We start from the raw sequence: 23,430 nt of genomic DNA, 5'->3' as shown, positions 1-23,430 counted from the left end.
GAGCCGCGGGGAAGGTGGGTTAACGCCTAACCAACGGAAAATGGGGTGAATGTGATGAACACGTCGACGATCGTCAACGAAGAGTTCGACATCGTGATCATCGGTGCCGGAATCTCGGGAATCGGCGCCGCCCGCTACGTCACGAAAGCATTCCCGAACAAACGCGTCGTCGTGCTGGAAAGCCGCGACAATATCGGTGGCACGTGGGATCTGTTCCGCTACCCCGGTATTCGATCTGATTCGGATCTGCACACCTTCGGCTACGAATTCAAGCCGTGGAAGGACAGGGCCGCGATCGCGAACGCCCCACTCATCCGCGACTACCTGCGCGAAACCGTGCAGGAGAACGATCTCCAGAAGCTGATCCGCTTCCGACACCGAGTGACCTCGGCCGACTGGTCCACGACCGAGGCGGCCTGGACACTGCGGGTCCGGATCGACAATGGCGACCACTCGATCACCCACCAGCAGATCAAGGCGAACTGGGTCTTTGCCGCGACCGGCTACTACCGCTACGACGAAGGCTTCACCCCGCATTTCGAGGGCCGTGACGACTTCGGCGGCGACATCCTCCATCCCCAGCACTGGCCGGAGGGCTACGACTACGCCGGCAAGAAAGTGGTAGTGATCGGTAGCGGCGCCACCGCGATCACGCTCGTCCCGTCGATGGCCGCGGGCCCGGGCGCGGCCGAGCACGTGACGATGCTCCAGCGCACCCCGACCTATGTGATGTCGCTGCCCCGGGTGGACTCGCTGGCGCTGACACTGACCAAGCTGTTCGGGGAGCAGCGCGGCTACGCGCTGACCCGGTTCAAGAACATCTGGCTCGACCGTGGGGTCGTGAAGGGCCTGCGCATGTTCCCCCGGGCCGGGCGTGCGCTGATCCGCCGCGTCAACAAGCGCCTGCTGCCGAAGGGTTTCGACGTCGACACCCATTTCAACCCGCCCTACGATCCGTGGGACCAGCGGCTGTGTCTGGCACCTGACGGCGACTTCTTCGCCGCGATCCGCAAGGGTGATGCCTCGGTGGTCACCGACAAGGTCGTGCGATTCACCCAGACCGGCATCCTGCTCGAATCCGGTCGTGAGCTGCCCGCCGACGTCATCGTCACCGCGACGGGGCTGAACCTGCAGCTACTCGGGGGCATGGACTTGCAGGTCGACGGCACTCCGGTCAACCTTGCCGAATCGATCGCCTACCGCGGCATGCTGCTCTCCGGCGTCCCCAACTGGGCGATCGCGGTCGGGTACACGACCTCGTCGTGGACGCTGAAGATCAGCCTCATGTGCCGCTACTTCTGCGACCTGCTCGCGCACATGGACAGCCACGGTTACGACACCGCGGTCGCGGTGGCCGAGCCCGGCATGCAGACCCGGCCTGTGCTCGACATCAGTGCCGGCTACGTACTGCGGTCCCAGCACACCGTGCCCCGTCAAGGAACCGAACTGCCCTGGCGGATGGGACTGTCCTACCCCGAAGACGCCAAACTGCTGCGGGGTGCGCTGTTCGACGAAAGCTTGCACCTCAGCGCCAGCACCGACCAGCCCTTCGCTGGCGACACATCCACTCTCGGGCAACTGACCGGCGCGGCACAGGAATCCGGCAATGTCTGACCAGTCCGAGGTGAGCACGGATCAGTTCACACGTCTGCCCAGCGGCATCCGTGTCTGCTATCGCGTCGACGGTCAGCCAGGCCAACCCGCGGTCCTGCTCCTCGGTGGTCTCGGTGAAGACCTGACCATGTGGTCCCAGCAGTTCGTGACAGCGCTCGTGTCCCGCGGCTTCCTCGTCATCCGGATGGACAACCGGGACAGCGGTCGGTCGACCTTCGTCTCCGATCCCGCCCCGGGGGTCCTGCGGCTGGCCTCGTCGCGCCCCCGCTCGGATGCCTACACCCTTACCGACTGCGCCACCGACTGCGCATACCTGATCGACCACCTCGGTGTCGGTCCGGCTCATCTGGTCGGGCGATCGATGGGAGGCATGATCGCGCAGACGGTCGCCGCCGCATTCCCCACGCACGCAGCGTCATTGACCTCGATCTACTCGACAACGGGCAACCCGGCGGTCGGGCGAGCATCGCTGAAGACGACCTTCATCCTTGCCACTCAGTCGCCGAAGACGAAACCGCAGGCGATCAAGGCGCACCTTCGCCTGACCGCCAACTTGGCGGGCGCGGGGTATCCCATTGATGAGCTCGCCGAGGCCGAGCATGCAGCTACCCAATGGGACAGAACAGCCGGTGACGGCGCTGCCGGGATGCAACGCCAGCTACAGGCCATCCTGGCGTCCGGCGACCGCACCGTCGAGCTGCGCACGATCCAGGTGCCCACGCTCGTCATCAACGGCGAACGTGACCCCCTCGTCGACCCCTCCGGGGGCGAGGCGACCGCGGCCGCCATTCCCGACTCCCGCCATCTCGTCATCGCGGGAATGGGCCACCACATCCCGGACTCGCTGGCCGACTTGATCGTCGAGCGCATCGCCGCGCACATCGACAAGCGCTGCGCCACACGGAAGCCACCACAGCGTCGTCGACGCACCACTGCCACAAGGCGATCTGGAGGAAACCGATGAACAAGACCACCGATACCCGCGCCGACAACGGGATCGAGTACTCCTCGTTCAGCGGCTGGATCGAACGGCCTACCGACTTCGCTCCACCGTTGGAAGGCGGGATCACCGCGGACGTCGTGGTCGTCGGCGGCGGGTATCTAGGTATGGCTACCGCCTTGCGCCTCGCCGAGCGCGGCGTCGACGTCGCACTGCTGGAATCGGAATTCTGCGGGTGGGGAGCGGCCTCACGCAATGCCGGATACCTGACCAATACCCTGGCCGGTGACGCACAGATGCTTGCTGCCATGCATCCCTGGCGCCTGCGCCGGGTCATCCAGTTCGCCGACGGCTCCGTCAACTATTCCGACGGGCTGATCGATCGGCTCGGCATCGACTGTGACTACGAACGAACCGGGAACGTGATCGCCGCCGTCACCCGGGGACAGCTCAAGCGATCACGATGGAACGCCCAGATCCTCGCCAACGCTGGAGCCGACGCCGAATTCGTCGACGGCAAAGAGTTCGGTCTACCAACAGCCTTTCTCGGCGGCATCTACGAGCGCCCGGGCGGACTCCTCAACCCCGGCAAATACGCGCGAGGCCTCCGAAGCGCACTCCTGAACTCACAGGCCAAAGTCTTCGAACACAGCCCGGTCGGATCGATCCAGCCCACGAGCACAGGCGTTACGGTCACCACCGCGAGGGGGCGTGTCCACGCCGAGCGCCTGGTGATAGCCAACAACGCTCATTCCCGGGACCTGGCCATCTCGCCCCGGAACATGACCGCGCCGCTGTGGGTCACCCTCGTCGAGACCGAACCGATCGACCCCGAACGGCTGCGCGAGACCGGGTGGACGAGCAGGGTCGGAATCTCAACCCACCACCTCGTCCTCGAGAGCTTTCGTATCACCCCGCGCAACACGATCATCTTTGGTGTCCGCCAACCCGAAACCGCCCGTGGCGTTCTCGGCGCCCGCACTCCGGACCCCGGCGTGGTTGCCGATCTGGTACGCGGATTCCGTGCTCGTTTCCCAACGTTGCACGATGTGGCGCCACAGCGTGCCTGGGGCGGGTGGATCGCGATGACGGCATCGTGGTTCCCGGTCGCCGGCGAAGCCGACAAGAACATCTACTACGCCGTCGCCTGCAACGGTCACGGGCTGGCACAGGGCCCCTACCTGGGAAGCCTGCTCGCCGACCGGCTCTGCGGCGACGAGGTTTCCGACGACCTCCAGGCAGTGTGGCGCGCCCGGCCACGGTTCGCTCCCTCGCCTGCTTCCAGCCCAACGGCAGTTCGTGCGGCGTGGAGGCTCGATCGATTCTCCGACCTCCTCGACCGCCGCGTGCGCTGACAGTGTTCCGCCGGCCGCACAGGCTCCGGCGCACTCCACGCTTCCGATAGACAAAGGAGTCACACCATGAGCGAGCAACTGACAGCCGACGTCGTCATCGTCGGTGCCGGGGTATCGGGTCTCACCGCAGCCCGCCGACTCCACCAAGCCGGACATTCCGTCGTCGTGCTCGAAGCCAGTGACCGGGTCGGCGGCCGCACCCTCAACCTCGATGTCGCCCCCGGGGTGATCACCGAGGGCGGCGGGCAGTGGGTCGGACCCGGCCAGGACCACGTGCTGGCGCTGCTGGACGAACTCGGCCTCGACACGTTCAAGACCTACGTCGAGGGCAAGTCGATCTATCTGCGCAAAGGCAAGAAGAAGCTGTACGAGGGCACGATCCCGCCGTTGAACCCGATGGTGCTGGCCGACTACGCCCAGATGCAGCTGCGTCTCGAGCGGATGGCGAAAACCGTCCCACTCGAAGCGCCATGGAACGCCCCCGAGGCCCGCCACTGGGACAGCATCACCTTCGGCCAGTGGATCGACGCGAACTCCTTCACCAAGGAAGTCCGGCTGCTGTTCAAGCTGGCCTTCACTGTCACCGACGGCGAAGACCTGCACAGCACCTCCCTGCTGGTGCAGTTGGCCCGCATCGCGGGCTGTGGCGGGATCGAGCACCTGGTCAACATCACCGGCGGCGCTCAGGAATCCCGGGTAGTGGGCGGCACCCAGCTGATCTCGCTGCGCATGGCCGAAGCCCTGCCCGGAAAGGTCGTACTCGATTCGCCGGTCTCGCAGATCACCCAGGACAGCACCGGGGTTCTGGTGACCTCCGCACGTGTCGACGTTCGAGCCGACCAGGTGATTGTCGCGATGGCCCCCTCGGACGCCAACCGCATCCGGTTCGCGCCGGACCTGCCCACGCGCCGGGCCATGCTGCAGCGTCGCTGGTGCAACGGCACCGAGAGCAAACTGTTCGCCATCTACGATCGGCCGTTCTGGCGGGACCAAGGATTCAACGGCCAGGCCATCACCGACCTGCGGGTCGCCAACTACGTCGTCGACAACTCCCCGCCCGACGGCAGCGTCGGGATCCTGCTCACTTTCATCGGCACCGCCGGATCCGGATACGGCCTGCACTGGAGCGATGAGATCCTCGACAACCCGGAGGTGCGCCGCGCGATGTTCCTGGCCGACCTGCAGACCCTGTTCGGGCCCGAGGCGGCCCACCCGAGGGCCTATCTGGAGAAGGACTGGACGCACGAACCGTGGATCAGTGGGTGTGTCAGCTCCCGCCCGCCCGGTGTGATCACCCAGTACACAGACGCCGACCGCCGACCGGTCGGGCGCATCCACTGGGCCGGCACCGAGACCGCCGTCGTGAACCAGGGCTACATCGACGGCGCGGTGAGTGCGGGACAGCGAGCGGCCGAAGACGTCGGCCGCGCACTGTCGCAGAACACGCCGACCTCGCCCGCGATCCCGGCCACCACTGCACAACACTGAGAGGGAATCATGTCGATCGCGCTGTTGCGCAACTACATCGATGGCTCGTTCGTGGCCTCGGTGTCCACCGAGGCGATGGACCTTGTCGATCCGGTGGACGAGCGGGTGGTGGGCCGAGCACCGATCTCGACTCGTGAGGATGTCGAGGCAGCGGTCGCCGCCGCGTCACGAGCGTTTCTCACCTGGGGTAAAACCACCCCGGCCTTCCGGCAGGCGGTGCTGTTGAAACTGGCCGACGCGATCGAGGCGCACAGCGACGACATCGTCGAAGCTCAGCGCCGCAACACCGGTCAGCCGCGGGCGGTCATCGCGACCGAGGAGGTGGCAGTGGCCGCCGACCAGCTGCGCTTCTTCGCCGGAGCTGCCAGATTGCTCGAGGGAAAAGCCGCCGGCGAGTACATGGAGGGATTCACCTCCTACGTGCGGCGGGAACCGATCGGGGTGGTCGGGCAGGTGACGCCCTGGAACTACCCGTTCATGATGGCGATCTGGAAGATCGGACCGGCCCTGGCCGCCGGCAACACCGTCGTCCTCAAACCCAGCGACACCACACCCGAAAGCACCCTGGTCCTCGCCCGGCTGAGCAAAGACATCCTGCCCGACGGGGTATTCAATGTGGTACTCGGTGACCGCAGCACAGGCGCGGCACTGGTGTCGTGTCCCGCTCTCGGCCTGGTCTCGATCACCGGATCGGTGCGGGCCGGGGTCGCTGTCGCGGCCGCGGCGGCAGAGCAGGTCAAACGCGTACACCTCGAACTCGGCGGCAACGCACCAGCGGTGGTGTTCGCCGACGCCGACATCGACAAGGCGGCAGCCGGCATCGCCGAAGCGGCCTTCTTCAACGCCGGACAGGACTGCACCGCCGCAGCCCGGGTCCTGGTCCACCACATCGTCCACGATCAGCTGGTCGAGACGCTGGTGAAGAAGGCGGAGACCCTGCGGCCGGGACTGCCCGAGGACCCGAATGCCTTCTACGGCCCGTTGAACAACATTGACCACTTCACCACGGTCACCGACAAACTCGATGCGCTGCCGTCGCACGCCCGGATCGTCACCGGCGGCAAACGTGTGGGAGACCAGGGCTACTTCCTCGAACCCACCATCATCACCGGTGTCGGTCAGCACGACGAGATCGTGCAGCAGGAGACCTTCGGGCCGGTGCTGACCGTGCAGTCCTTCGCCACCGAGTCCCAGGCCATCGACTACGCCAACGACGTGCACTACGGCCTGGCCTCGAGCGTGTGGACTCGCGACCACGGCACCGTCGAACGACTCACCCGGGCACTGGACTTCGGCGCGGTATGGGTGAACTGCCACATCCCGCTGGTCGCCGAAATGCCCCACGGGGGATTCAAATACTCCGGATACGGCAAAGACCTCTCCGCCTACAGCGTCGAGGAGTACACCCGGATCAAGCATGTGATGAGCACCCTCCACTGACACCTGGACAGCCCGGCCCCCGTGGCGTCCGCTGCGCAGGCAACTCCAGGGCAGGGCTTACTCCACGAACCACTCGAATCACATTGGTGTGGAGCAATTTTCGAACCCCGGCACCTGAGACACCCCGGTATCCGGCGCCGGACCGTCCCCGCGCGAACCATGTGCAGGTTCCGAGGCGAGGACAGACCAGTGCCGCGCAGCGCCGCGGCGCCCTCCGATCCATTCACCTGGAGTTATCTGATGACCGATATCGCCTATCGTCTCGCGCAACAGCGCTCTATTGTCACTGCGTTGCCTGGGCCGCGTTCTGCCGCACTGGCACAGCGGCGCGGCCAGGCCGTCGCGGCCGGGGTCGGTTCCGCGGCGCCGGTGTATGCCGCCGACGCCGATGGCGGGGTGATCGTCGACGTCGACGGCAACTCCTTCATCGACCTCGGCTCGGGGATCGCGGTGACAACCGTCGGCGCCGCCAACCCGGAGGTAGCCGCTGCGGTGACCGAGCAGGCCCGCCGCTTCACCCACACCTGCTTCATGGTCACCCCGTACGAGGGTTACATCGAGGTCGCCGAACAGCTCGCGGCCCTGACCCCTGGCGCATACGACAAGCGCACGGTCCTGTTCAACTCCGGCGCCGAGGCCGTGGAAAATGCCGTCAAGGTGGCGCGGCTGGCCACCGGCAAGACCGCGGTCGTCGCCTTTGACCACGCCTACCACGGCCGCACCAACCTGACCATGGCACTGACCGCGAAGTCGATGCCCTACAAGGCCCAGTTCGGGCCGTTCGCACCCGAGGTCTACCGGATGCCGGCCTCGTATCCCTACCGCGATGGGCTGACCGGGGACCTCGCCGCACGCCGCGCCATCGAGCAGATCGACAAGCAGATCGGCGCCGAATCGCTGGCAGCGATCATCATCGAACCGATCCAGGGCGAAGGCGGCTTCATCACACCGGCCCCGGGTTTTCTTCCCGCGCTGGCGGATTGGGCCAAGCAGCACGGTGTGGTGTTCATCGCCGACGAGGTGCAAACCGGTTTCGCACGCACCGGCGCCTGGTTCGCCAGTGAGCATGAGCAGATCGAGCCCGACATCATCACGATGGCCAAGGGCATCGCAGGCGGTATGCCCCTGGCCGCGATCACCGGCCGCGCCGAACTACTGGATGCGGTACACCCGGGCGGGCTCGGCGGCACCTACGGCGGCAACCCGGTGTCCTGCGCGGCCGCGCTGGCCACCTTGCACACGATGCACGATCTCGACCTGCCGGCCCGGGCGCGGGCGATCGAGCACGCGATCAAGCCGCGTTTGCAGGAATCGGCCGTTCGGACCGGAGTTATCGGCGACGTTCGCGGCCGCGGCGCGATGCTGGCCATCGAGATCGTCCACCCCGGAACCACCGATCCAGACCCCGACCTCACCAAATGGATCGCGGCCGAAGCCCTCGCCCAAGGCGTGGTTCTGCTGGCCTGCGGCACCCACTCCAACGTGATCCGGTTGCTGCCGCCCCTGGTGATCAGCGACGACCTGCTCGACGAGGCCATCACCGTGCTCGACGATATCCTGCGCGCAGCGGCAGGCCGCCGATGACCGACATCGACGCCCTCCTGGCCGCGCTGCCGACCGACCTGTGGATCGGCGGACACCAAGTTCCGGCCTCCAGCGGGTCGAGGTTCCCGGTCCACAACCCGGCCACCGGAAAGGTTCTCGTCGAGGTAGCTGACGCCGACCCAGCCGACGGCGCGCAGGCCCTGACCATCGCGGCCACCACCCAACCGGCGTGGGCCGCGACCCCGCCACGCCGCCGCGCGGGAATCCTGTACCGAGCATGGGAACTGGTGACAGCACGCCGACACGACTTCGCACTGCTGATGACCCTGGAAATGGGCAAGCCCCTACCCGACAGCTACGCCGAGGTCGGCTACGGCGGTGAATTCCTGCGCTGGTTCGCAGAGGAAGCCGTTCGGATCAACGGCCGCTACACGCCCTCCCCATCGGGGAACGGGCGAATCCTGGTGACCAAACAGCCCGTCGGCCCGACCTTGGCGATCACACCGTGGAACTTTCCCTTGGCTATGGGCACCCGCAAGATCGGCCCCGCGCTCGCTGCCGGCTGCACGATGGTGGTCAAACCCGCCTCCGAAACGCCGTTGACCATGCTGCTGCTCGGCCAGATTCTCGCCGAGGCCGGTCTGCCGCCCGGTGTCCTGTCGATCCTGCCGACCTCACGACCAGCGCAACTGACCGACCCGATGCTGGCCGACTCGCGGCTGCGCAAGCTCACCTTCACCGGATCCACCGCAGTGGGCAAACACCTGCTCGCCCGCGCGGCCACCTCGGTACTGCGCACCTCGATGGAACTCGGCGGCAACGCGCCGTTCGTTGTATTCGCCGACGCCGATATCGACGCCGCAGTCGAGGGCGCGATGGCCGCCAAGATGCGAAACACCGGGCAGGCATGTACCGCCGCGAACCGCTTCCATGTCGACAACGCGGTCCGCGACGAATTCACTGCCCGCCTCACCGAACGCATGCGTGGGCTCACCGTCGGCCCTGGCCACCTCGACGGCGTGCAAGTCGGCCCGTTGATCACCGAAAAGCAGCGACACGCGGTCGACGAACTGGTGATCGACGCCGTCACCAAGGGCGCGGTGATCACCACCGGCGGCGCCTACGCCGACGGCGACGGCTACTTCTACCTCCCGACCGTGCTGACCGACGTCAGCGCCGATGCGCGCGTTCTGCGTGAAGAGGTATTCGGACCGGTCGCCGCTATCACCGGCTTCGACGACGAGGACCAGGGCACCGTCGCCGCCAACAACACCGAATACGGCTTGGCTGCCTACATTTACACCCGTGACCTGCACCGGGCGCTGCGAGTGTCGGAGGCAATCGAAGCCGGTATGGTCGGCGTGAACCGCGGGATCATCTCCGACGTCGCTGCCCCGTTCGGCGGAATCAAACAATCCGGCCTCGGCCGGGAAGCCGGCAGCGAAGGCATCGACGAATACCTCGAGACCAAATACGTTGCGCTGCAATAGGCCTACCGGCTCCGGTCACGATCCGAGGCTTGCAGGGCGATATTCCCCGATACTCTCGGCCTGGCGCAGGAGCACGGACCTCGCCCGCGGCGCTGAGGTTGAGAGACCAGACCGCCTGGTCATCATCGCCCTCGCGGCGATGTAGGAAGTCGGTCAGTGGATTCCGGGCGTGGTGGGTGTTGTGCGACATACCTTCGCAGTGTGTGGTCGAAAGACATTGGCCTCTGGCTGTGCCAGATGGTGATGTCAGTGCCGAGCCCGCGCAGGCTCACTGCCCGCGCCCTGCGGGGTGCCGCGAGTGGGGCGGGGTTCGCAACCCCGCCGCACGCGGAGGCCGCTCCGGGCTCTATGCGCAGCGGCTCATGCCGCCGGCCCTACGGGACTAGGACTGACCGGCTACTTCGCCGACCCCATTGGCATCCTGCGACAGCGGCGACAGCCCGCAGGGGTTGTCTACCCGGTGTGGACGTGAACGCCGGGCCCGGCGTCGACCAGGTTAGTGAGGGTGGCCCATTCGTCGAGTTCGGCGAGGCGTGCGGTGAGCGCGGCGCGCATACTGTCGGCGCCGGCGATGCCCAGGGCGAGGCGGCGGGGCGGGTTGTCGCCGGCCACGGCTGTGCGGATGGCGGCGGCCACGCGATCGACGCCGGAGAACGCCGAGGCAGGCAGCGCTTGGATCGCCTGCAGTAGGGCGCGCACTGTCTGGTCGTAGTCGGCGTGGGTTGCTGTAGCGGTGTCGAGGTTGGATAGGAAAGGTGTTGCGGTGAGGCCGGGCTGAACGAGAGTCACGCGGATTCCGAGGGGCACCACTTCGATTGCGAGCGCGTCGGAGAGCCCTTCGACGGCGTACTTGGTGGCTGCGAGCAGCCCGACGCCTGGATCTGCGGTCTGACCGTAGTAGGACGAGCCCTGCAGGATGTGCCCGGACCGCTGGCGCCGCAGCACCGGCAGCGTCGCGCGCAGCACGTTGAGTACGCCGAAGACGTTGGTGTCGAAGATCGCCCGTGCCTGCGCGTCGGCTGCTTCCTGGACCGCCCCGAACAGTCCGTAGCCGGCAAGGTTGGCGACGATGTCGATGCGGCCGAAGCGAGCCACGCTCTGCTCGACCGCCTTCGCCACGGCTGTCTCGTCGCGCACATCTGCCTCGATCGTGAGCAGTCTGTCGGGTTCTCCCAAGTCACCGAGGGTTTCGGTGTGTCGAGCCACCGCGACCACAGTTTCTCCGGCCGTTAGCGCCTGAACTGCGAGCTCGCGTCCGATGCCAGACGAGGCGCCGGTGATGAACCAGATCGGGGAGTGTTTTCCAGCATTTGTCATGTTGCGAGCGTAACGGCTTAGCCCGCAACGTTTCAAGTCGTTTCAATGTAGTTGTTGTGATCAACTGGGTTATCCGCTTGTCGCGTTGGTATCGTGGGGGAGTGGAGGCGACGCGTGAGGCACCGAAGTGGAACGAGGATGCCGCTGCTCTGGTGTTGCAGTTCGTCAACACCAGAGCCGACGGCGCGGGGCGTGTCGAGAACTTCGGCACTGCTTCGGGATTCGCGGACTGGGCGATCGAGCACGGCCTGCTCGACGCCGCCATCGTGGTGACCGACTCCGACGCGGCGGCTGCGCGGGAGCTTCGCGACGCATTGGTCACGGTGCTGCTGACACACTCGGGTGATCCAGATGTCGGTGACGCCAAGGTCGCCGAGGCGGAACGGTATCTGCTGCAGGCCGGTGTGCGCTATCCGCTCACAACGGTCGTCACCGCGGAAACGGCACAGCTCGTCGCCGGATCGACCGGTGTCCCAGGCGTTTTGGGTGCCGTTCTGGCCGCGGCCACCGAGATGGCGCAGCGCGGGGACTGGATGCGGCTCAAGGCATGCTGCAATCCGCCGTGCCACTTCGGCTTCATCGATCGCACCCGCAACCGGGCGGCGCGCTACTGCAGTCCGGGATGCGGATCGCAGGTGTCTATGCGCGCTCTTCGCCAGCGCCGCAAGCACGCCAGCTCCTGAACGGCCCGGTCCACCAAACCGCCTCGACGCGCAGCAACTCGGCCGAGCCGCCCAGGAACACCTGGAATTGGCTCCCAGCAAGCGTTTTCGCCGACGACGAGGCGTCGCGTGAAACCAGAGGGACGCCCGTCACCGCGGCCCGGTTGCGCGAGGTGGGCGAACCCGCCCTCGCGGATGATTCGCTTACGCTGGCTGGCGGGTCGGCATGATCGTGACCTGCTGCAGGTTCACGTGCGCGGGCTGGGCCGCCAGGAAGTTGACGGCCTCGGCGATATCTTCCGGATCGAGCCGGGTCATCTCCTGTTTCGAACCCCCAGCCATTCCAGGGCACCGGCGTCGGTGACGTGGTTCTGCAGTTCCGTGCCGACGATGCCCGGCTCGATCGCGCAGACACGGACATCCTTGGCGCCGAGTTCCGCGCGCAGGGTCCGCGACAGGTGCGTCACGTAGGCCTTGGTGCCCGAATGCACCGCGAAGGTCGGGAACAGGTTCTGCGCGGCGATCGAGGAAGGTGGAGCGCTCCTATCTGTTCCAGATCGCCGGGGCGAATCCGCGGCGCCCGGGGCCGGACTCCAGCGCGAGTGCAGCGGGTCCGTCCCGGGATCCGCCGCGTTCTCGAGACGCTCGACGACGTGATGCCTGCCTTCGTCTTCGGCCGCCGCATGGACATCCTTGCCGCAAACCGTCTCGCCCGGGCGCTGATCACCGACTTCGAGGCGCTCCCGCCTCGGGACCGAAACCTGCTGCGCTACACCTTCCTCGACGAGTCCGACCGCGCTGCACCTCGATTGGGAAGAGGTCGCTGGGGACAACGTCTCGGTCCTGCGCTTGGACGCCGGCCGCCACCCGGACGACCCGCTGCTGGCCGAACTCGTCGGCGAACTGGGTCAAGAACCCGCAATTCCGGCGCTGGTGGGCCGACCACAACGTCCGCGAACGACTCGCGGGTGTGGGTGTTTCAGGCCGCGAGCGGGGGCTAATAACTTGCCTCGAACTCGATCGGGGTCGATTGGCCGAGTCGGCGTTGCCATCGGGTGCGGTGCGGCTGACTGGGCCCGATTGTGGGTCCGCCGGCTACGAAACCGCCGCTCGCCAGATAGGTCGATGATTCACTGCAACCGATCGGCGAGGGTTTGTTCGAGCCAGTTCGATCGTGCCTGTGTGCTATCCCAGGTCCTGGCGCTGCGGAGGTTCTTGCGCGAGGCCAGGGTGTTGCGGTCGTCATCGAGAGATGCCGATACGTCGGCCATGACCCGGTGAGCAGCGCAACGGAGCGAGAGGGTAGGTACCCAGTATCTCTGCGATGATCAAGATATTGCCGGAATCGGGCCGTGTCATCCACCTACCGCTTCGTCGGCGGATGATGGGCCAACCGAGTTCGTCAACAGGTCCGCGATGGTGACCGCGTCGGGCAGGGTCCAAGTCGCCGCTTCGTCAGCAAGGAGCTGTTGCCACGATGGTGCTCCGGCTTCTGCACGGGCCGCGGCATCGGAGCGGACTTTCAGCGCGAGCATGCCGATCCGCATGAGAACAGGAATGTTGAGATGTCGAGCAGCGACTGCGGTTTCACCAGCAATTGCCGCGGCGGCGGTCTTCGACAAGCTGATCGCGCCGGCTGCGGCGTGCGCGGCGAGCAGCATCTCTGTGTGTTTGGCCGCTGTCGAGGTCGCCAGGCTTGAAGTGCCCGTGGAACGGTAGGCCCCGAGGTAGGTGTGGGTTCGGATGACGACTTCGGTCGCGAGCATTCCTAGACCAGGTGTCAGCATTCCGGAGCGGAGATTCAGCCCGTCGCCGGAGTTCGCGCCGGCGTAAGCGTCATTGGCGAATTTCCGCAGGACGGGGTTCGGCATCTCGCAGAGAAGTGTCCATCCCGGCAGTGGAAGGTTCATCGGGGTGACGAAGTCGGCGGCCCAGTGCTTCAACAGAAGCGCGACTGCGAGATGCCGCTCGGGTGCTTGCGCGAAGGGCAGACCGGAGCGAGTTGTTGCAACTTGTTCGACCATCCGCTGTCCGTCGTCCCACCATGTGCCTTCGAAGGTTCCGGTACGGATCTGATTGAGGGCGGCGAAGAACCGGCCGATGTCGTGGCCGGCGGACCGGACGCGATGTGCCGGGCCGCCGAATTTCGGGCCGGTGTAATCGATGGGGAGTCGGGCGGTTTGTCTCTCCCACCGGCGCAGTAGATCGGTCTTCTTCAACAAGGACAGGCCACTGAGCACTGCAGCGTCGACGTGGTCGTCGTACAGGTTTCCGAGTGCGCCGATGAGCCCAGAGAGGCCGACGATTACCAGGTCGCTACATTCCCAGGGAAGCCGTTGGGCTGCCCGCCATCCATCGAGCTGCTCGAGCGCGATCGGGTCGAGGATATCGGCTATTTCGGGCTCGCCCCATCCCTCGACTTCCCGACGCTCCTGATGATGGGCTGTGAGTACGGAATAGGTGAGGTCTGTCGGAGTGCTCGCGATGCGCTTGGTCACCGCACGGTCGATCGGCTTATCCGAAAGCGCTGATGCGGCGATCATTTCGATGTCGTCGAGGTCGCGTGCGAGTGCGTCCAAGTTGCCAACGTAGTCGTCATCGATCGGCGAGATCCAGTCGCTGGAGTTGCCCCCGGCGGGGCTCACGCTGCGTCCTCGAGGTCGTCTGCGAGGACGGAGACCCCCTGGGCAAGGGTCTCGACGGTCTTCTTCTCGCCCTCGAGTACCTCGAGTTCAGTAAGCAAGGCTTGAAGTTCGTCATTCTCGGGTCCCGTGACACGCTCCTTGAGCCGGTCGGCCACGACCCGGAAGCGTGCGACGCGATCTTCGGCCGCCAGGCGTTGATCCCGCTCCGCGTTCAGCTCTGCCTGCTTGGTCTCGAGCTGCGCACGAAGGTTTTCGATTCGCTCGGCGAGAGTCGCGACGGTCTTGCCAAGGTTGGTGACACGCTCGCGGAGGCTCACAATGACGGCCTTTGCTGCCTCTTCGTTGCCGTCGACATCGCGGAGCACCAGCTGAGTCACGACGTGGAGTCGGATGGCGTCGGCTGCGATGCGAGCTGCCGTGAGCCCGGCAGCCTTGCCCGCAAGCGTGGCCGCCCCGGCTCCTACTGCGCCGCTGAAGCCGGTGATGAGCGCGGCACCACCGGCCATGCCGAGTCCACCGGCAGCGATGGAACCGCCGCCGATCGCGGCCAGGCCTGCAGAAGTAGCAACCGCGCCCGAATAGCCGAGAACAAGCGCTCCGTACGCTCCGGCAATTGCTGGTGCGGCAAGGCCGCCAGTCAGGACGCCGAGTCCGAGGCCAGCCCCGGCGAGGAGCGCGTACTTGCTCCAGTTGCTCGCCTTCGACAGCTTCTTGATCGCGTCCTTGTATGCGGTTTCCACAGCATGGAGGTCTTCGGGATGTAGTTGATCCATCGACCCATGAACGGCGGTGAGAACCTCGGCGCGGACGGCCTTCTCCCACTTGCCCTCTACCCACGGCTCGAAGCCATAGAGGTCGATGAGCAGAAGCAGAGCTCGTGACCTTCTCGCCACGACCGAGGAGATCTCTGGCCCAGCGGATTCGAGTGCCTCGAGATTCGGAGACTCGCCATCCGCAGCGATCCGGTGAACAGTCTCAGCAATAGCGGGGGACCAGTCGTCCAGGTTGCGCTGCACGATAGCCGCAACCGCGTTGTCGCGAAAGGAGTTGCGGATTTCGCGCTTGGAGGCAAGGTGCTTGCCCTTCGATGCGGCGATGTCGCGCTGCATCATTCGGTACTGCCATGCCGTGAGGATGAAATCCTCATCGGGTGAGAGCTCGAGCTTCTTCTGCACCTGCACCGCGTCCATGCGCATGACACTAGCGACAATCCCCGACAGGAAATGGCGGTTCCGAGCGAACGCATCAGGCCGGCCTGAATGGTGTTGCGACCCACCTCGAGTGCACCACCGGGCGGGTACCACGGTCGAGGATCTGACGGCTGCAAAGGAGCCTGCGGCGTTTGACTGAGACGTCGAACAGCGGTCGCGACGAGCCGAACTCGCGACGGTCGTCGCTCGCAGTATCGCCACTACCCGCTGTTCGTCTTGTCATCCCGCCGCGGGGCCTTCGCATACGAAAGCCTCAGCGGTGCGATGATCGCCGCGCCCGACGAGGCCGCCGTGACCCGTCTGCCATCGGAGCCCAGGCGGTGGCCATCGTGCTCTCCGCATTCGGTCGAAATCCGTTCCTGGCACCCTCCGCGCGACGGACGCAGCGCTCCTACCGGGTGCGTACCGGCCAAGCGGGCGCGCCAGCTCCGAATTGCGGTGCGGGCCAGGCGTAGTCGGGGTACTCCGCCAGGGCGGGAGCGGCCGTTACGAGACCGCCGTGGCGCACGGTCAGGTCGGGGTTGGGGGCGGTGGCCGGGCCGTGCTGGAGGGTGCGGGCCGGGTGGGTGAGCAACCAGGAGGCCGTGCGCGCCAAGGAGACACGCACGTCGCGGCCGATGCCGTCGTAGGTGCGGGCGGCCAGCGCGTCGATCACGCCAGCGGCGAGCAGGTAGCCGGAGGCGTGGTCGAGGGCCTGCGCGGGCAGAGCGCCCGGCACCGAGGGCGCGCCCTCCAGGATGGAGATGCCGGTGGCGGCTTGCACGATGCTGTCGAAGCCGCGGCGCGCGCCCCAGGGACCGGACTCGCCCCACGCGCTGACCCGGCCGTGCACCAGGCCGGGGCGCACGGCGGTGGTGAGTCCCGCGTAGTCGAGCGCGCCCGGACGATACCCGCTGACGAGCACGTCGGCCGAGGCGAGCAGATCGTGGAACACCGCCGACTGGGCGCGCAGGTCGACGAGCGCGGAGTGCTTGCCCTGGCAGGTGTCGGCGTACTGCCACGGGATCTCGGGCAGCCACGGCGGATCCACCCGCAGCACCTCCGCCCCGAGCAGCGCCAGCGTCCTGGTGGCGACCGGCCCCGCGATCACCCGGGTCATGTCGAGCACGCGCACGCCGCGCAAGGGCTGGAACGGCGTGGCGTCGGAACGGAATTGCGCGCCCGCGCGGTCCTGCCGCGGTTCCACGGCGACCACCGGGCCGGACGCGGCGGCGTGCGCCTGCGGACTCGCGGCCCACTCGTCCTCGGTGCGCACCTGAACCGCGATCGCGCCCGCCGCCGCGGCGTTGTCCTCGATGTCGGAGGCGCGGCTCATGGCGATGTGGGCGACCGCGAGATCGAGGGGCGCGTCCTCCGGTAGGCCGAGGGCGGCGAGCAGGCGGGTTCGGTGGTGCGGGTAGTTGGCGTGGGTGCGCACCCATCCGTCGAAGGTGGGGAAGAATCCGGACAGATCGGCGAACATCGATACCTGGCGGCCGTTCGCGCGCAGCAGGCTGTCGCTGGAGAACGCCGCGGTGATCCGTTCCGGATCGATCCGGTGCGGCATCGGAGCCAGCCCGTGCGCGTCGCGCAACCGGTTGGCCGCGGCAGCCACGGCGGCCACCGATCCCGCGGCCAGTGACCATACCGGCAGTGTCGCAGCAAGATTGCTGCCAGGATCGGGGGAGTGCGTAATCTCGGAAGCGGGGACTCCGATTCCGGCTTCGTAGTCGTGGACCAGCCGTGCGTGCGCGTTCACCAGATCGAGACTAGCCGTACCGGAGGAGAAGGAGACCGACGTGGACGAGACGATCACCGCCACCGACTGGCTGCGCGTCCTGCGCACCGACCCGGCGCCGCGCCATTACCTGGTGTGTTTCCCGCCGGGCGGCGGTTCGGCGACCGCCTACCGTGACCTGGCCCGCGAACTCGGTTCCGGCGTGGCGGTACTGGCCGTGCAATATCCGGGTCGGCAAGATCGGATCGCCGAGCCGGCGGTCCCGGATCTGCACGCGCTCGCCGATCTGATCGCCGGAGAGTTGCTGGCGCACGGTCCGCGGTCCGGACTCGCGCTGTTCGGGCACAGTATGGGCGCCACCCTCGCCTACGAGACGGCCCGCAGGCTCGAGGACGGCGGGCAGGAACTCACCGCGCTGTTCGTCTCGGGCCGTCCCGCACCGTCTTTCGCCGAATCCGGCCGCCTGCACCTGGAATCCGACGAGGCGCTCATCGCGGAATTGGAGCGTCTCGCGGCCGATCCCGCGCCGATCGCGCTGCTGCGCACCGAACGCGGCCTCGCCGACCTGGTGCTGCCCGCGATGCGCAGCGACTACCAAGCCGTGGAGACCTACGCGCACCGGCAGAGCTCGCCGCTGGCCTGCGATCTCGCCGCACTGGTCAGCACCGAGGACCCGACCACCACACCGGACCAAGTCGACGAGTGGCGAGCCTTCACCTCGGGCGGGTTCGAGCGCGCGAACTTCCCCGGCGGCCACTTCTACTTCGACCAACATGTCGGCGCGCTGGCGGAATTCGTCACTCGGCACCTGCACGATCCCGCACGCCGTCGCTGAACCGTCTGTCCTGAAACGCATTACGCGAACGAAAGAACCTCGGCTTTCGCCACGGATATCCAGCGTGGGCCGAGCGGAAACCGATCAGCCGAGGTATTCCGACTCGAGGACGAGATCGTGCAGCAGCGACTGGTATTCGACGTGCGTGCGATGCTCCACGGTGCGCCAGGAAAGCCCCTCGTGCTCGCGCATGTAGCGCAGATAGTCCGGCGCGCCGGGGATCTTCACATTGTCGGCGACGACGAGGCTGCCCGGATGCAACCAGTGCACCTCGAGCAGCGCGAGCAGGTCGGGCAGGTACGCGGTCTTCAGGTGGTCGAGGAAGACGAAATCGAGCGCCCCCGAGACGAATCCGTGATCGACGGCGAGTCTGCGCAGGGTCGTGCCGCCGTCGCCGATCTTGCCGACCACCACCTCGACTCGATCGTCGAGTCCGGCGTGCGCGATCACCTCGGTCGCGATCGGCGCGTTGGCGGCACTGGCCTCCACCGAGACCAGCCGCCCTTTCGGTGGCAGCAGTCGTCCCGTCCGCACCGCGCTGTATCCGCAGTAGGCGCCGAGCTCCAGCGCGAGCAGCGGCTTCGCCCGCCGGACCGCGGCGTCCAGCAGCAGGCCCTTCTCGTCGCCGACGTTCATCAGGATGCTGCGGTTGCGCGCGAAATCGTCGAAAGCGGCGAGCACGCTGTCCGGGTCGCCCGCCGTCGCGGTGTGCAGCACATGCTGCCGAACGGCCTCCTCGCGGCCGTCGCCGACCTGCCCGGTGCGCAGCACGGATCGTCCGCCGAGCGCGAAACGGATCGTCGACCAGCGTAGGAACGGCGCCTTGTCGCGCAGCAGCGCGCCGAGTCCGGTTCGCCGCGACCCACCGTGATCCGCCATGCGCGCCCTCCGATCGTGGTAGCCGGTGTCACCCGCGATTCTGCGCGCCCGATCCGGCCCGGCGGTGGAGGCTCACCACGGTGAGGGCTGATAGTCCTTGAGGAAGCAGCCGTAGAGGTCGTCGCCGTCCTCGCCCCGCACGATCGGATCGTAGACGCGGGCGGCGCCGTCGACCAGGTCGAGCGGGGCGTGGAAGCCCTCCTCGGCCAGGCGGATCTTGGTGTAGTGCGGGCGCTCGTCGGTGATCCAGCCGGTGTCCACGGCGGTCATCAGGATCGAGTCCGATTCGAACATCTCCTTGGCGCTGGTGCGGGTCAGCATGTTCAGCGCCGCCTTGGCCATGTTGGTGTGCGGATGTCCCGGGCCCTTGTACCCGCGGCTGAACTGACCCTCCATGGCGGAGACGTTCACGATGTACTTGCGGCGCGCCGGCGCGGCCGCCATGGCCGGGCGCAGGCGCGACACCAGGATGAACGGCGCCACCGAATTGCACAGCTGCACTTCGAGCAGCTCGGTGGGATCGACCTCGCCGACGGTCTGCACCCAGCTGTTGGTGTGCGCCAGATCGGGCACCAGCCCGCCGGCGTCGATCGCCACGCCGCGCGAAATCCGTTCCGGGGTGGCGGATCCCGCGACCAAGGCGAGTTCGGCGACGTCCGCGGCGGTGAGCGTGGGCGCCAGCGAGGCGGTGAGCGCGGTCGGGTGCGCCTGCATGGTCTTGCCGAAGCTCACCACGTCGGGCAGCGCGCCAGCGGGCAGCGGACCGGACTCGGCCTCCACCAGCGCGCTGTAGGCGCCGGGGGAGCGGCGCACGGTCTGTGCCGCGTTGTTGATCAGGATGTCGAGCGGGCCCTGCGCGGCGACGTCGTCGGCGAGCGCCACCACCTGCGCCGGATCGCGCAGGTCGATGCCGACGATGCGCAGCCGGTGCAGCCAGTCGGCGCTGTCGTCCATCGCGGCGAAGCGGCGGATGGCGTCGTTGGGGAAACGGGTGGTGATGGTGGTGTGCGCGCCGTCGCGCAGCAGCCGCAGCGCGATGTACATGCCGATCTTGGCGCGGCCGCCGGTGAGCAGCGCGCGCCGGCCGGACAGATCGGTGCGCGCGTCGCGCTTGGCGTGACTGCTCTCGGCGCACTCCGGGCACAGCTGGTGGTAGAAGGCGTCGACGCGGGTGTAGCGCTGCTTGCAGATGTAGCAGGGTCGCGCGCGCATCAAGGTGCCCGCGCTCGCGCCCCTGGCCGTGGAGGTCAGCGGGATGCCCGCGGTCTCGTCATCGATGCGATTCGGCGAGCCGGTGGCGGTGGCGGCGACCACCGCGCGATCCGCGGTCGCGACCTTGTCGCGCGCCTCGACGCGGCGGCGCTGCTTGAGCTTCTTGAACATGTGCCCGACCGCACGCTGCACCGCGATCGAGTCGGGGTGTTCCTTGTCCAGCTGTCCGGCCTGGTCGAGTACCCGAAGACAGGTGGCGAGCTCGTCGGGATCGATACTGCTGTCGGCCATCGGGTCTGCGGAGGTCCTTCGTGAGCTGGGCGATCGAAGTCACCATTGTCGCAAACCCCGATGTCGGGTCGCGGTCCGGCCGTGCGGAGCGCGCACGTCTCTCCTGGCAGAGCGGGATTCCGACGCGCGACCGGCCGCTGTTTGTGCAGGAAGGGAGCGGGTAGTTGCCGCTGTGTAACTGATGATCATGCAGGTCCGCGGTGTCCTGCTAATCGCTCGCTCGGCTGGTCGCCGCGATCGTCCGGAGGAAAGATCGAGGAGGAGACCATGAGTCATTTGCTGGATTCAGTACTCGGCAGCACCGTCTACGACCGTGACGGCGACAAGGTCGGCAGGGTCAAGAGAATCTACGTGGACAACGCGAGCGGCTTCCCGACCTGGATCGCCGTCTCCACGGGCTTGTTCGGCCACGACTCGCTGGTGCCGCTGGCGGGCGCCGAACACCGGCGCGACCGCTCGGCGCTGCAGGTGCGGGTCGGCAAGGACGAGGTCAAGTCCGCGCCGTACCTGGACGAGGACGGCAACATCAGCCAGCGCAGCGAGCGAGAACTGTTCGACCACTACCACATCGACCCGGCTCTCTCGGCGTGGAAGACCTACGGCAGGCCCTACGGCGAGAACCAGATGGGCAACCAGCCCACCGCCGCGGACCGGGCGATCGACGGCGACGGGCGCACCGGCATGGAGCGGACCGACGGCGAGCTGATCCGTTCCGAGGAGCGGCTGGACATCGGCACCGAGCGCGAGGCAGCAGGCACCGCGCGCGTGCGTAAGTACGTGGTCGAAGACGAGCAGACCGTAGCTGTGCCCACTAAGCACGACGAAGCGCGTCTGGTGCGCGAGCCCATCGCCGACCCGTCCTCGGCGCGCGGCGAGATCGGCGACGACGAGCGCGAGATGACCCTGTTCCGCGACGAGGTCACCGTGCGCAAGGACTCGGTACCGGTGGAACGGGTGCGGCTCGAGGTCGACGAGGTCGACGACGAACGGACCGTGTCCGACACGGTGCGCAGGGAACGCATCCAGACCGAAGGCATCGACGAGCCGCGCGATACCGATAGGTGGTGACCCGCCGCGCTACGGTGTCGTCGAGGACCGGAGCACATCCCTCGGCGGCGCCGGCGGCCGACGTGTGATCGAAGGAGAGGTCAGCTGTGCCGAACGATTCGGAGGTTCGCGACGCTTTCGACGCGGTACTCGCCGCGGCGGACTATCCGATCTGGGTGGTCACGACCGTCGCGTGCGGAACCCGCGCGGGATGTCTGGTCGGCTTCGGCACGCAGCTGAGCATCGATCCGCCGCGATTCGTGGTCGGGCTGTCCGAGAACAACCACACCTTCCGTGTCGCCGCGGACGCCGAACACCTCGCCGTGCACCTGCTGACGGAGGAAGACCGGGAGCTCGCGCGGTTGTTCGGCGCCGAAACAGGAGACAGCACGGACAAATTCGCGCGCTGCGCGTGGACCGAGGGTCCGCAGGGGCTGCCGATCCTGAGCGCGGCGAAGCACTGGTTCACGGGCCGTATCGTGGCCAGGTACGACTTCGGCGATCACGTCGGCGTCGTCCTGGAACCGACCGCGGGACACGCCGCCGATTCGGCACGTCCCGCGCTGCGCCTCGCCGCCGTCCTCGATCTCTCCCCGGGACACGAGGCCTGAGCCGAGCTCAGCCGCGGGGCAGGCTCGTGTCCGCGGCGGTCAGGTCTTCGACGAAATTGCCGAGCGCCTCGGCGACCAGCAGCGGTTCGGTGGTCGGTAGCCAGTGGTCGGCGGGGATCGAGCAGCGCCACAGCCGGTCCACCCAGCGGGCGCTGCCGTAGTAGAGGAACGGCGGCACCAGCACGTCGGTGGTGTCGACCACCAGTTGCACGGGCACCGGGGTCGGCCGGGGACGCGGCCGCAGCAGGCGGGGCGCCAGGTTGGCGTGCACGATGCGCGCGCCCGCGACCAGGTCCGCCCGCCACGTCGGCGCGATCGGCGCGTACGCGGCGGGGATGCCGCCGAGCAGCTCGATCAACCAGGTGCGCATCCGTGGCGGATAGGTGACGCGGACGGCGGCGGTGCGCGCCGAGCCCGCGCCGTGCCGCCAGAATTTGCGGTCGGCCAGCAGTCGCTGGATCCGGTGCGGCCGGAGAGCCAGCTCGCGCAACTGGACGCCGAGGTGATCGAGATTGGGTCCGGAGATGGCGGTGAACGAGGCGATCCTGGTGGTGGCGCGCGGATCACAGACCGCCTCCCAGCCCTGGATCGCACCCCACCCGTGTCCGCAGACGTGCGCGGGCAGGTTCGGGCTCACCGCGTCGAGCACCGCGAAGAGATCGTCGGCCAGCTTGTCGAGCCGGAAGACGCCAGGGCCGGAGGGCGTTTCGGACCGGCCGTGCCCGCGGGCGTCGTAGGCGACGACCCGGAAGTCGTCGGCGAGCAGCGCGGCGACCTCGCGCCAGACCCGATGGGTGTCGGTGAGTCCGTGCATCAGTATCAGCGGAACGCCGCGCGGATCACCCCACTCGAAGACCGCGAGCTCGCCGTCGGCGCCGCGGACCCTGCGCTCGCGTCGCGGGCGGTGGGTTCCGCCCGATCCGGTCCTGTCGAACGATTCGGTCATAGGCTCGCCTCGGTCGCTGTCCGTCACTGCCGGGCGCGCGGCACCCGAACGTACTGGCGGTACGTTCCACGATATTGCCAGTACGGCGGCCGTCGAAGCAATGGTGTCGACGCTATGAGCTGGATCACGGACTCGTGGTCCGCCGTGTCTGTCGACCGGTGGGCGTACCGCCGGTACGGGTAGGC

Annotated in this window: 19 protein-coding genes and 1 pseudogene; 12 read left to right on the top strand and 8 right to left on the bottom strand. The window is 67.4% G+C overall.

Annotated elements, in window-relative coordinates:
• The first annotated feature begins 54 nt into the window (after nt 1–54).
• From T333_RS28005 to T333_RS27975, 7 genes are all read left to right on the top strand, one after another.
• A complete protein-coding gene (locus T333_RS28005; protein WP_496426359.1) occupies nt 55–1,614 on the top strand; it encodes a flavin-containing monooxygenase in 1,560 nt (519 codons plus the stop codon).
• On the top strand, nt 1,607–2,578 hold the full coding sequence (locus T333_RS28000) for an alpha/beta fold hydrolase (RefSeq protein ID WP_496426358.1): 972 nt from the start codon (nt 1,607–1,609) through the stop codon (nt 2,576–2,578). Before T333_RS28005 ends, T333_RS28000 begins: the two co-directional genes overlap by 8 nt.
• A complete protein-coding gene (locus tag T333_RS27995) occupies nt 2,575–3,909 on the top strand; it encodes an NAD(P)/FAD-dependent oxidoreductase (protein ID WP_357249114.1) in 1,335 nt (444 codons plus the stop codon). Before T333_RS28000 ends, T333_RS27995 begins: the two co-directional genes overlap by 4 nt.
• Nucleotides 3,910–3,975: 66 nt before the next feature.
• Nucleotides 3,976–5,397 carry a flavin monoamine oxidase family protein gene (locus T333_RS27990; protein WP_355003619.1) on the top strand — a complete coding sequence of 474 codons (1,422 nt, stop codon included), beginning with the start codon at nt 3,976–3,978 and terminating at the stop codon, nt 5,395–5,397.
• A gap of 9 nt (nt 5,398–5,406) precedes the next feature.
• Nucleotides 5,407–6,837, top strand: coding sequence for an aminobutyraldehyde dehydrogenase (locus tag T333_RS27985; RefSeq protein ID WP_496426357.1), 1,431 nt, complete (start codon nt 5,407–5,409; stop codon nt 6,835–6,837).
• Between the two features lie 240 nt (nt 6,838–7,077).
• Nucleotides 7,078–8,421, top strand: coding sequence for a 4-aminobutyrate--2-oxoglutarate transaminase (gabT, locus tag T333_RS27980; RefSeq protein WP_496426356.1), 1,344 nt, complete (start codon nt 7,078–7,080; stop codon nt 8,419–8,421).
• Nucleotides 8,418–9,872 (top strand): NAD-dependent succinate-semialdehyde dehydrogenase, encoded by a 1,455-nt coding sequence (locus T333_RS27975; protein WP_496426355.1) that lies wholly within the window; start codon nt 8,418–8,420, stop codon nt 9,870–9,872. Before gabT ends, T333_RS27975 begins: the two co-directional genes overlap by 4 nt.
• Nucleotides 9,873–10,325: 453 nt before the next feature.
• On the opposite strand, the gene T333_RS27970 is transcribed toward T333_RS27975, so the two are convergent.
• Nucleotides 10,326–11,189 (bottom strand): SDR family NAD(P)-dependent oxidoreductase, encoded by an 864-nt coding sequence (locus T333_RS27970; protein WP_496426354.1) that lies wholly within the window; start codon nt 11,187–11,189, stop codon nt 10,326–10,328.
• Between the two features lie 101 nt (nt 11,190–11,290).
• Between T333_RS27970 and T333_RS27965 the strand changes: the two genes are divergently transcribed.
• A complete protein-coding gene (locus T333_RS27965; protein WP_496426353.1) occupies nt 11,291–11,872 on the top strand; it encodes a CGNR zinc finger domain-containing protein in 582 nt (193 codons plus the stop codon).
• Between the two features lie 293 nt (nt 11,873–12,165).
• On the opposite strand, the gene T333_RS27960 is transcribed toward T333_RS27965, so the two are convergent.
• Nucleotides 12,166–12,342 carry an SDR family NAD(P)-dependent oxidoreductase gene (locus tag T333_RS27960; protein ID WP_496426352.1) on the bottom strand — a complete coding sequence of 59 codons (177 nt, stop codon included), beginning with the start codon at nt 12,340–12,342 and terminating at the stop codon, nt 12,166–12,168.
• Here T333_RS27960 and T333_RS27955 point away from each other — a divergent pair.
• Nucleotides 12,337–13,132, top strand: a pseudogene (locus T333_RS27955) (MmyB family transcriptional regulator). The gene T333_RS27960 and the pseudogene T333_RS27955 overlap by 6 nt on opposite strands.
• A 74-nt stretch (nt 13,133–13,206) precedes the next feature.
• Here T333_RS27955 and T333_RS27950 read toward each other — a convergent pair.
• From T333_RS27950 to T333_RS27940, 3 genes are all read right to left on the bottom strand, one after another.
• A complete protein-coding gene (locus T333_RS27950; protein WP_496426351.1) occupies nt 13,207–14,496 on the bottom strand; it encodes a hypothetical protein in 1,290 nt (429 codons plus the stop codon).
• A complete protein-coding gene (locus T333_RS27945; RefSeq protein WP_496426350.1) occupies nt 14,493–15,686 on the bottom strand; it encodes a hypothetical protein in 1,194 nt (397 codons plus the stop codon). Before T333_RS27945 ends, T333_RS27950 begins: the two co-directional genes overlap by 4 nt.
• Before the next feature lie 412 nt (nt 15,687–16,098).
• Entirely contained in the window at nt 16,099–17,445 is a 1,347-nt protein-coding gene (locus T333_RS27940; protein ID WP_357246643.1) for a CoA transferase, read from the bottom strand.
• Between the two features lie 40 nt (nt 17,446–17,485).
• Here T333_RS27940 and T333_RS27935 point away from each other — a divergent pair, with 40 nt between their 5' ends.
• The gene (locus T333_RS27935) at nt 17,486–18,259 is read left to right on the top strand and encodes a thioesterase II family protein (protein WP_355003612.1); all 774 of its coding nucleotides are present in this window, start codon (nt 17,486–17,488) and stop codon (nt 18,257–18,259) included.
• A gap of 84 nt (nt 18,260–18,343) precedes the next feature.
• Here T333_RS27935 and T333_RS27930 read toward each other — a convergent pair whose 3' ends face one another.
• Nucleotides 18,344–19,138, bottom strand: coding sequence for an O-methyltransferase (locus T333_RS27930; RefSeq protein ID WP_496426349.1), 795 nt, complete (start codon nt 19,136–19,138; stop codon nt 18,344–18,346).
• A gap of 72 nt (nt 19,139–19,210) precedes the next feature.
• On the bottom strand, nt 19,211–20,641 hold the full coding sequence (locus T333_RS27925) for an SDR family NAD(P)-dependent oxidoreductase (protein WP_496426348.1): 1,431 nt from the start codon (nt 20,639–20,641) through the stop codon (nt 19,211–19,213).
• Nucleotides 20,642–20,908: 267 nt separating this feature from the next.
• Here T333_RS27925 and T333_RS27920 point away from each other — a divergent pair, with 267 nt between their 5' ends.
• Nucleotides 20,909–21,709, top strand: coding sequence for a PRC and DUF2382 domain-containing protein (locus T333_RS27920; protein WP_496426347.1), 801 nt, complete (start codon nt 20,909–20,911; stop codon nt 21,707–21,709).
• A gap of 86 nt (nt 21,710–21,795) precedes the next feature.
• Nucleotides 21,796–22,299 carry a flavin reductase family protein gene (locus T333_RS27915; RefSeq protein ID WP_496426346.1) on the top strand — a complete coding sequence of 168 codons (504 nt, stop codon included), beginning with the start codon at nt 21,796–21,798 and terminating at the stop codon, nt 22,297–22,299.
• Nucleotides 22,300–22,306: 7 nt separating this feature from the next.
• Here T333_RS27915 and T333_RS27910 read toward each other — a convergent pair whose 3' ends face one another.
• Complete coding sequence (locus T333_RS27910) at nt 22,307–23,245, bottom strand: alpha/beta fold hydrolase (RefSeq protein ID WP_496426345.1); 939 nt, start codon at nt 23,243–23,245, stop codon at nt 22,307–22,309.
• Between the last annotated feature and the right edge of the window lie 185 nt (nt 23,246–23,430).

The organism is Nocardia sp. CNS-044, from assembly GCF_059570515.1.
This window is presented reverse-complemented; position numbering and strand designations above follow the sequence as displayed.

Bases quoted from the DNA above. Each gene is read 5' to 3' on its own strand.
- T333_RS28005 (WP_496426359.1), top strand. From the start codon at position 55: ATGAACACGTCGACGATCGTCAACGAAGAGTTCGACATCGTGATCATC.
- T333_RS28000 (WP_496426358.1), top strand. From the start codon at position 1,607: ATGTCTGACCAGTCCGAGGTGAGCACGGATCAGTTCACACGTCTGCCC.
- T333_RS27995 (WP_357249114.1), top strand. From the start codon at position 2,575: ATGAACAAGACCACCGATACCCGCGCCGACAACGGGATCGAGTACTCC.
- T333_RS27990 (WP_355003619.1), top strand. From the start codon at position 3,976: ATGAGCGAGCAACTGACAGCCGACGTCGTCATCGTCGGTGCCGGGGTA.
- T333_RS27985 (WP_496426357.1), top strand. From the start codon at position 5,407: ATGTCGATCGCGCTGTTGCGCAACTACATCGATGGCTCGTTCGTGGCC.
- gabT (WP_496426356.1), top strand. From the start codon at position 7,078: ATGACCGATATCGCCTATCGTCTCGCGCAACAGCGCTCTATTGTCACT.
- T333_RS27975 (WP_496426355.1), top strand. From the start codon at position 8,418: ATGACCGACATCGACGCCCTCCTGGCCGCGCTGCCGACCGACCTGTGG.
- T333_RS27970 (WP_496426354.1), bottom strand. From the start codon at position 11,189: ATGACAAATGCTGGAAAACACTCCCCGATCTGGTTCATCACCGGCGCC.
- T333_RS27945 (WP_496426350.1), bottom strand. From the start codon at position 15,686: ATGGACGCGGTGCAGGTGCAGAAGAAGCTCGAGCTCTCACCCGATGAG.
- T333_RS27930 (WP_496426349.1), bottom strand. From the start codon at position 19,138: ATGGCGGATCACGGTGGGTCGCGGCGAACCGGACTCGGCGCGCTGCTG.
- T333_RS27925 (WP_496426348.1), bottom strand. From the start codon at position 20,641: ATGGCCGACAGCAGTATCGATCCCGACGAGCTCGCCACCTGTCTTCGG.
- T333_RS27920 (WP_496426347.1), top strand. From the start codon at position 20,909: ATGAGTCATTTGCTGGATTCAGTACTCGGCAGCACCGTCTACGACCGT.
- T333_RS27910 (WP_496426345.1), bottom strand. From the start codon at position 23,245: ATGACCGAATCGTTCGACAGGACCGGATCGGGCGGAACCCACCGCCCG.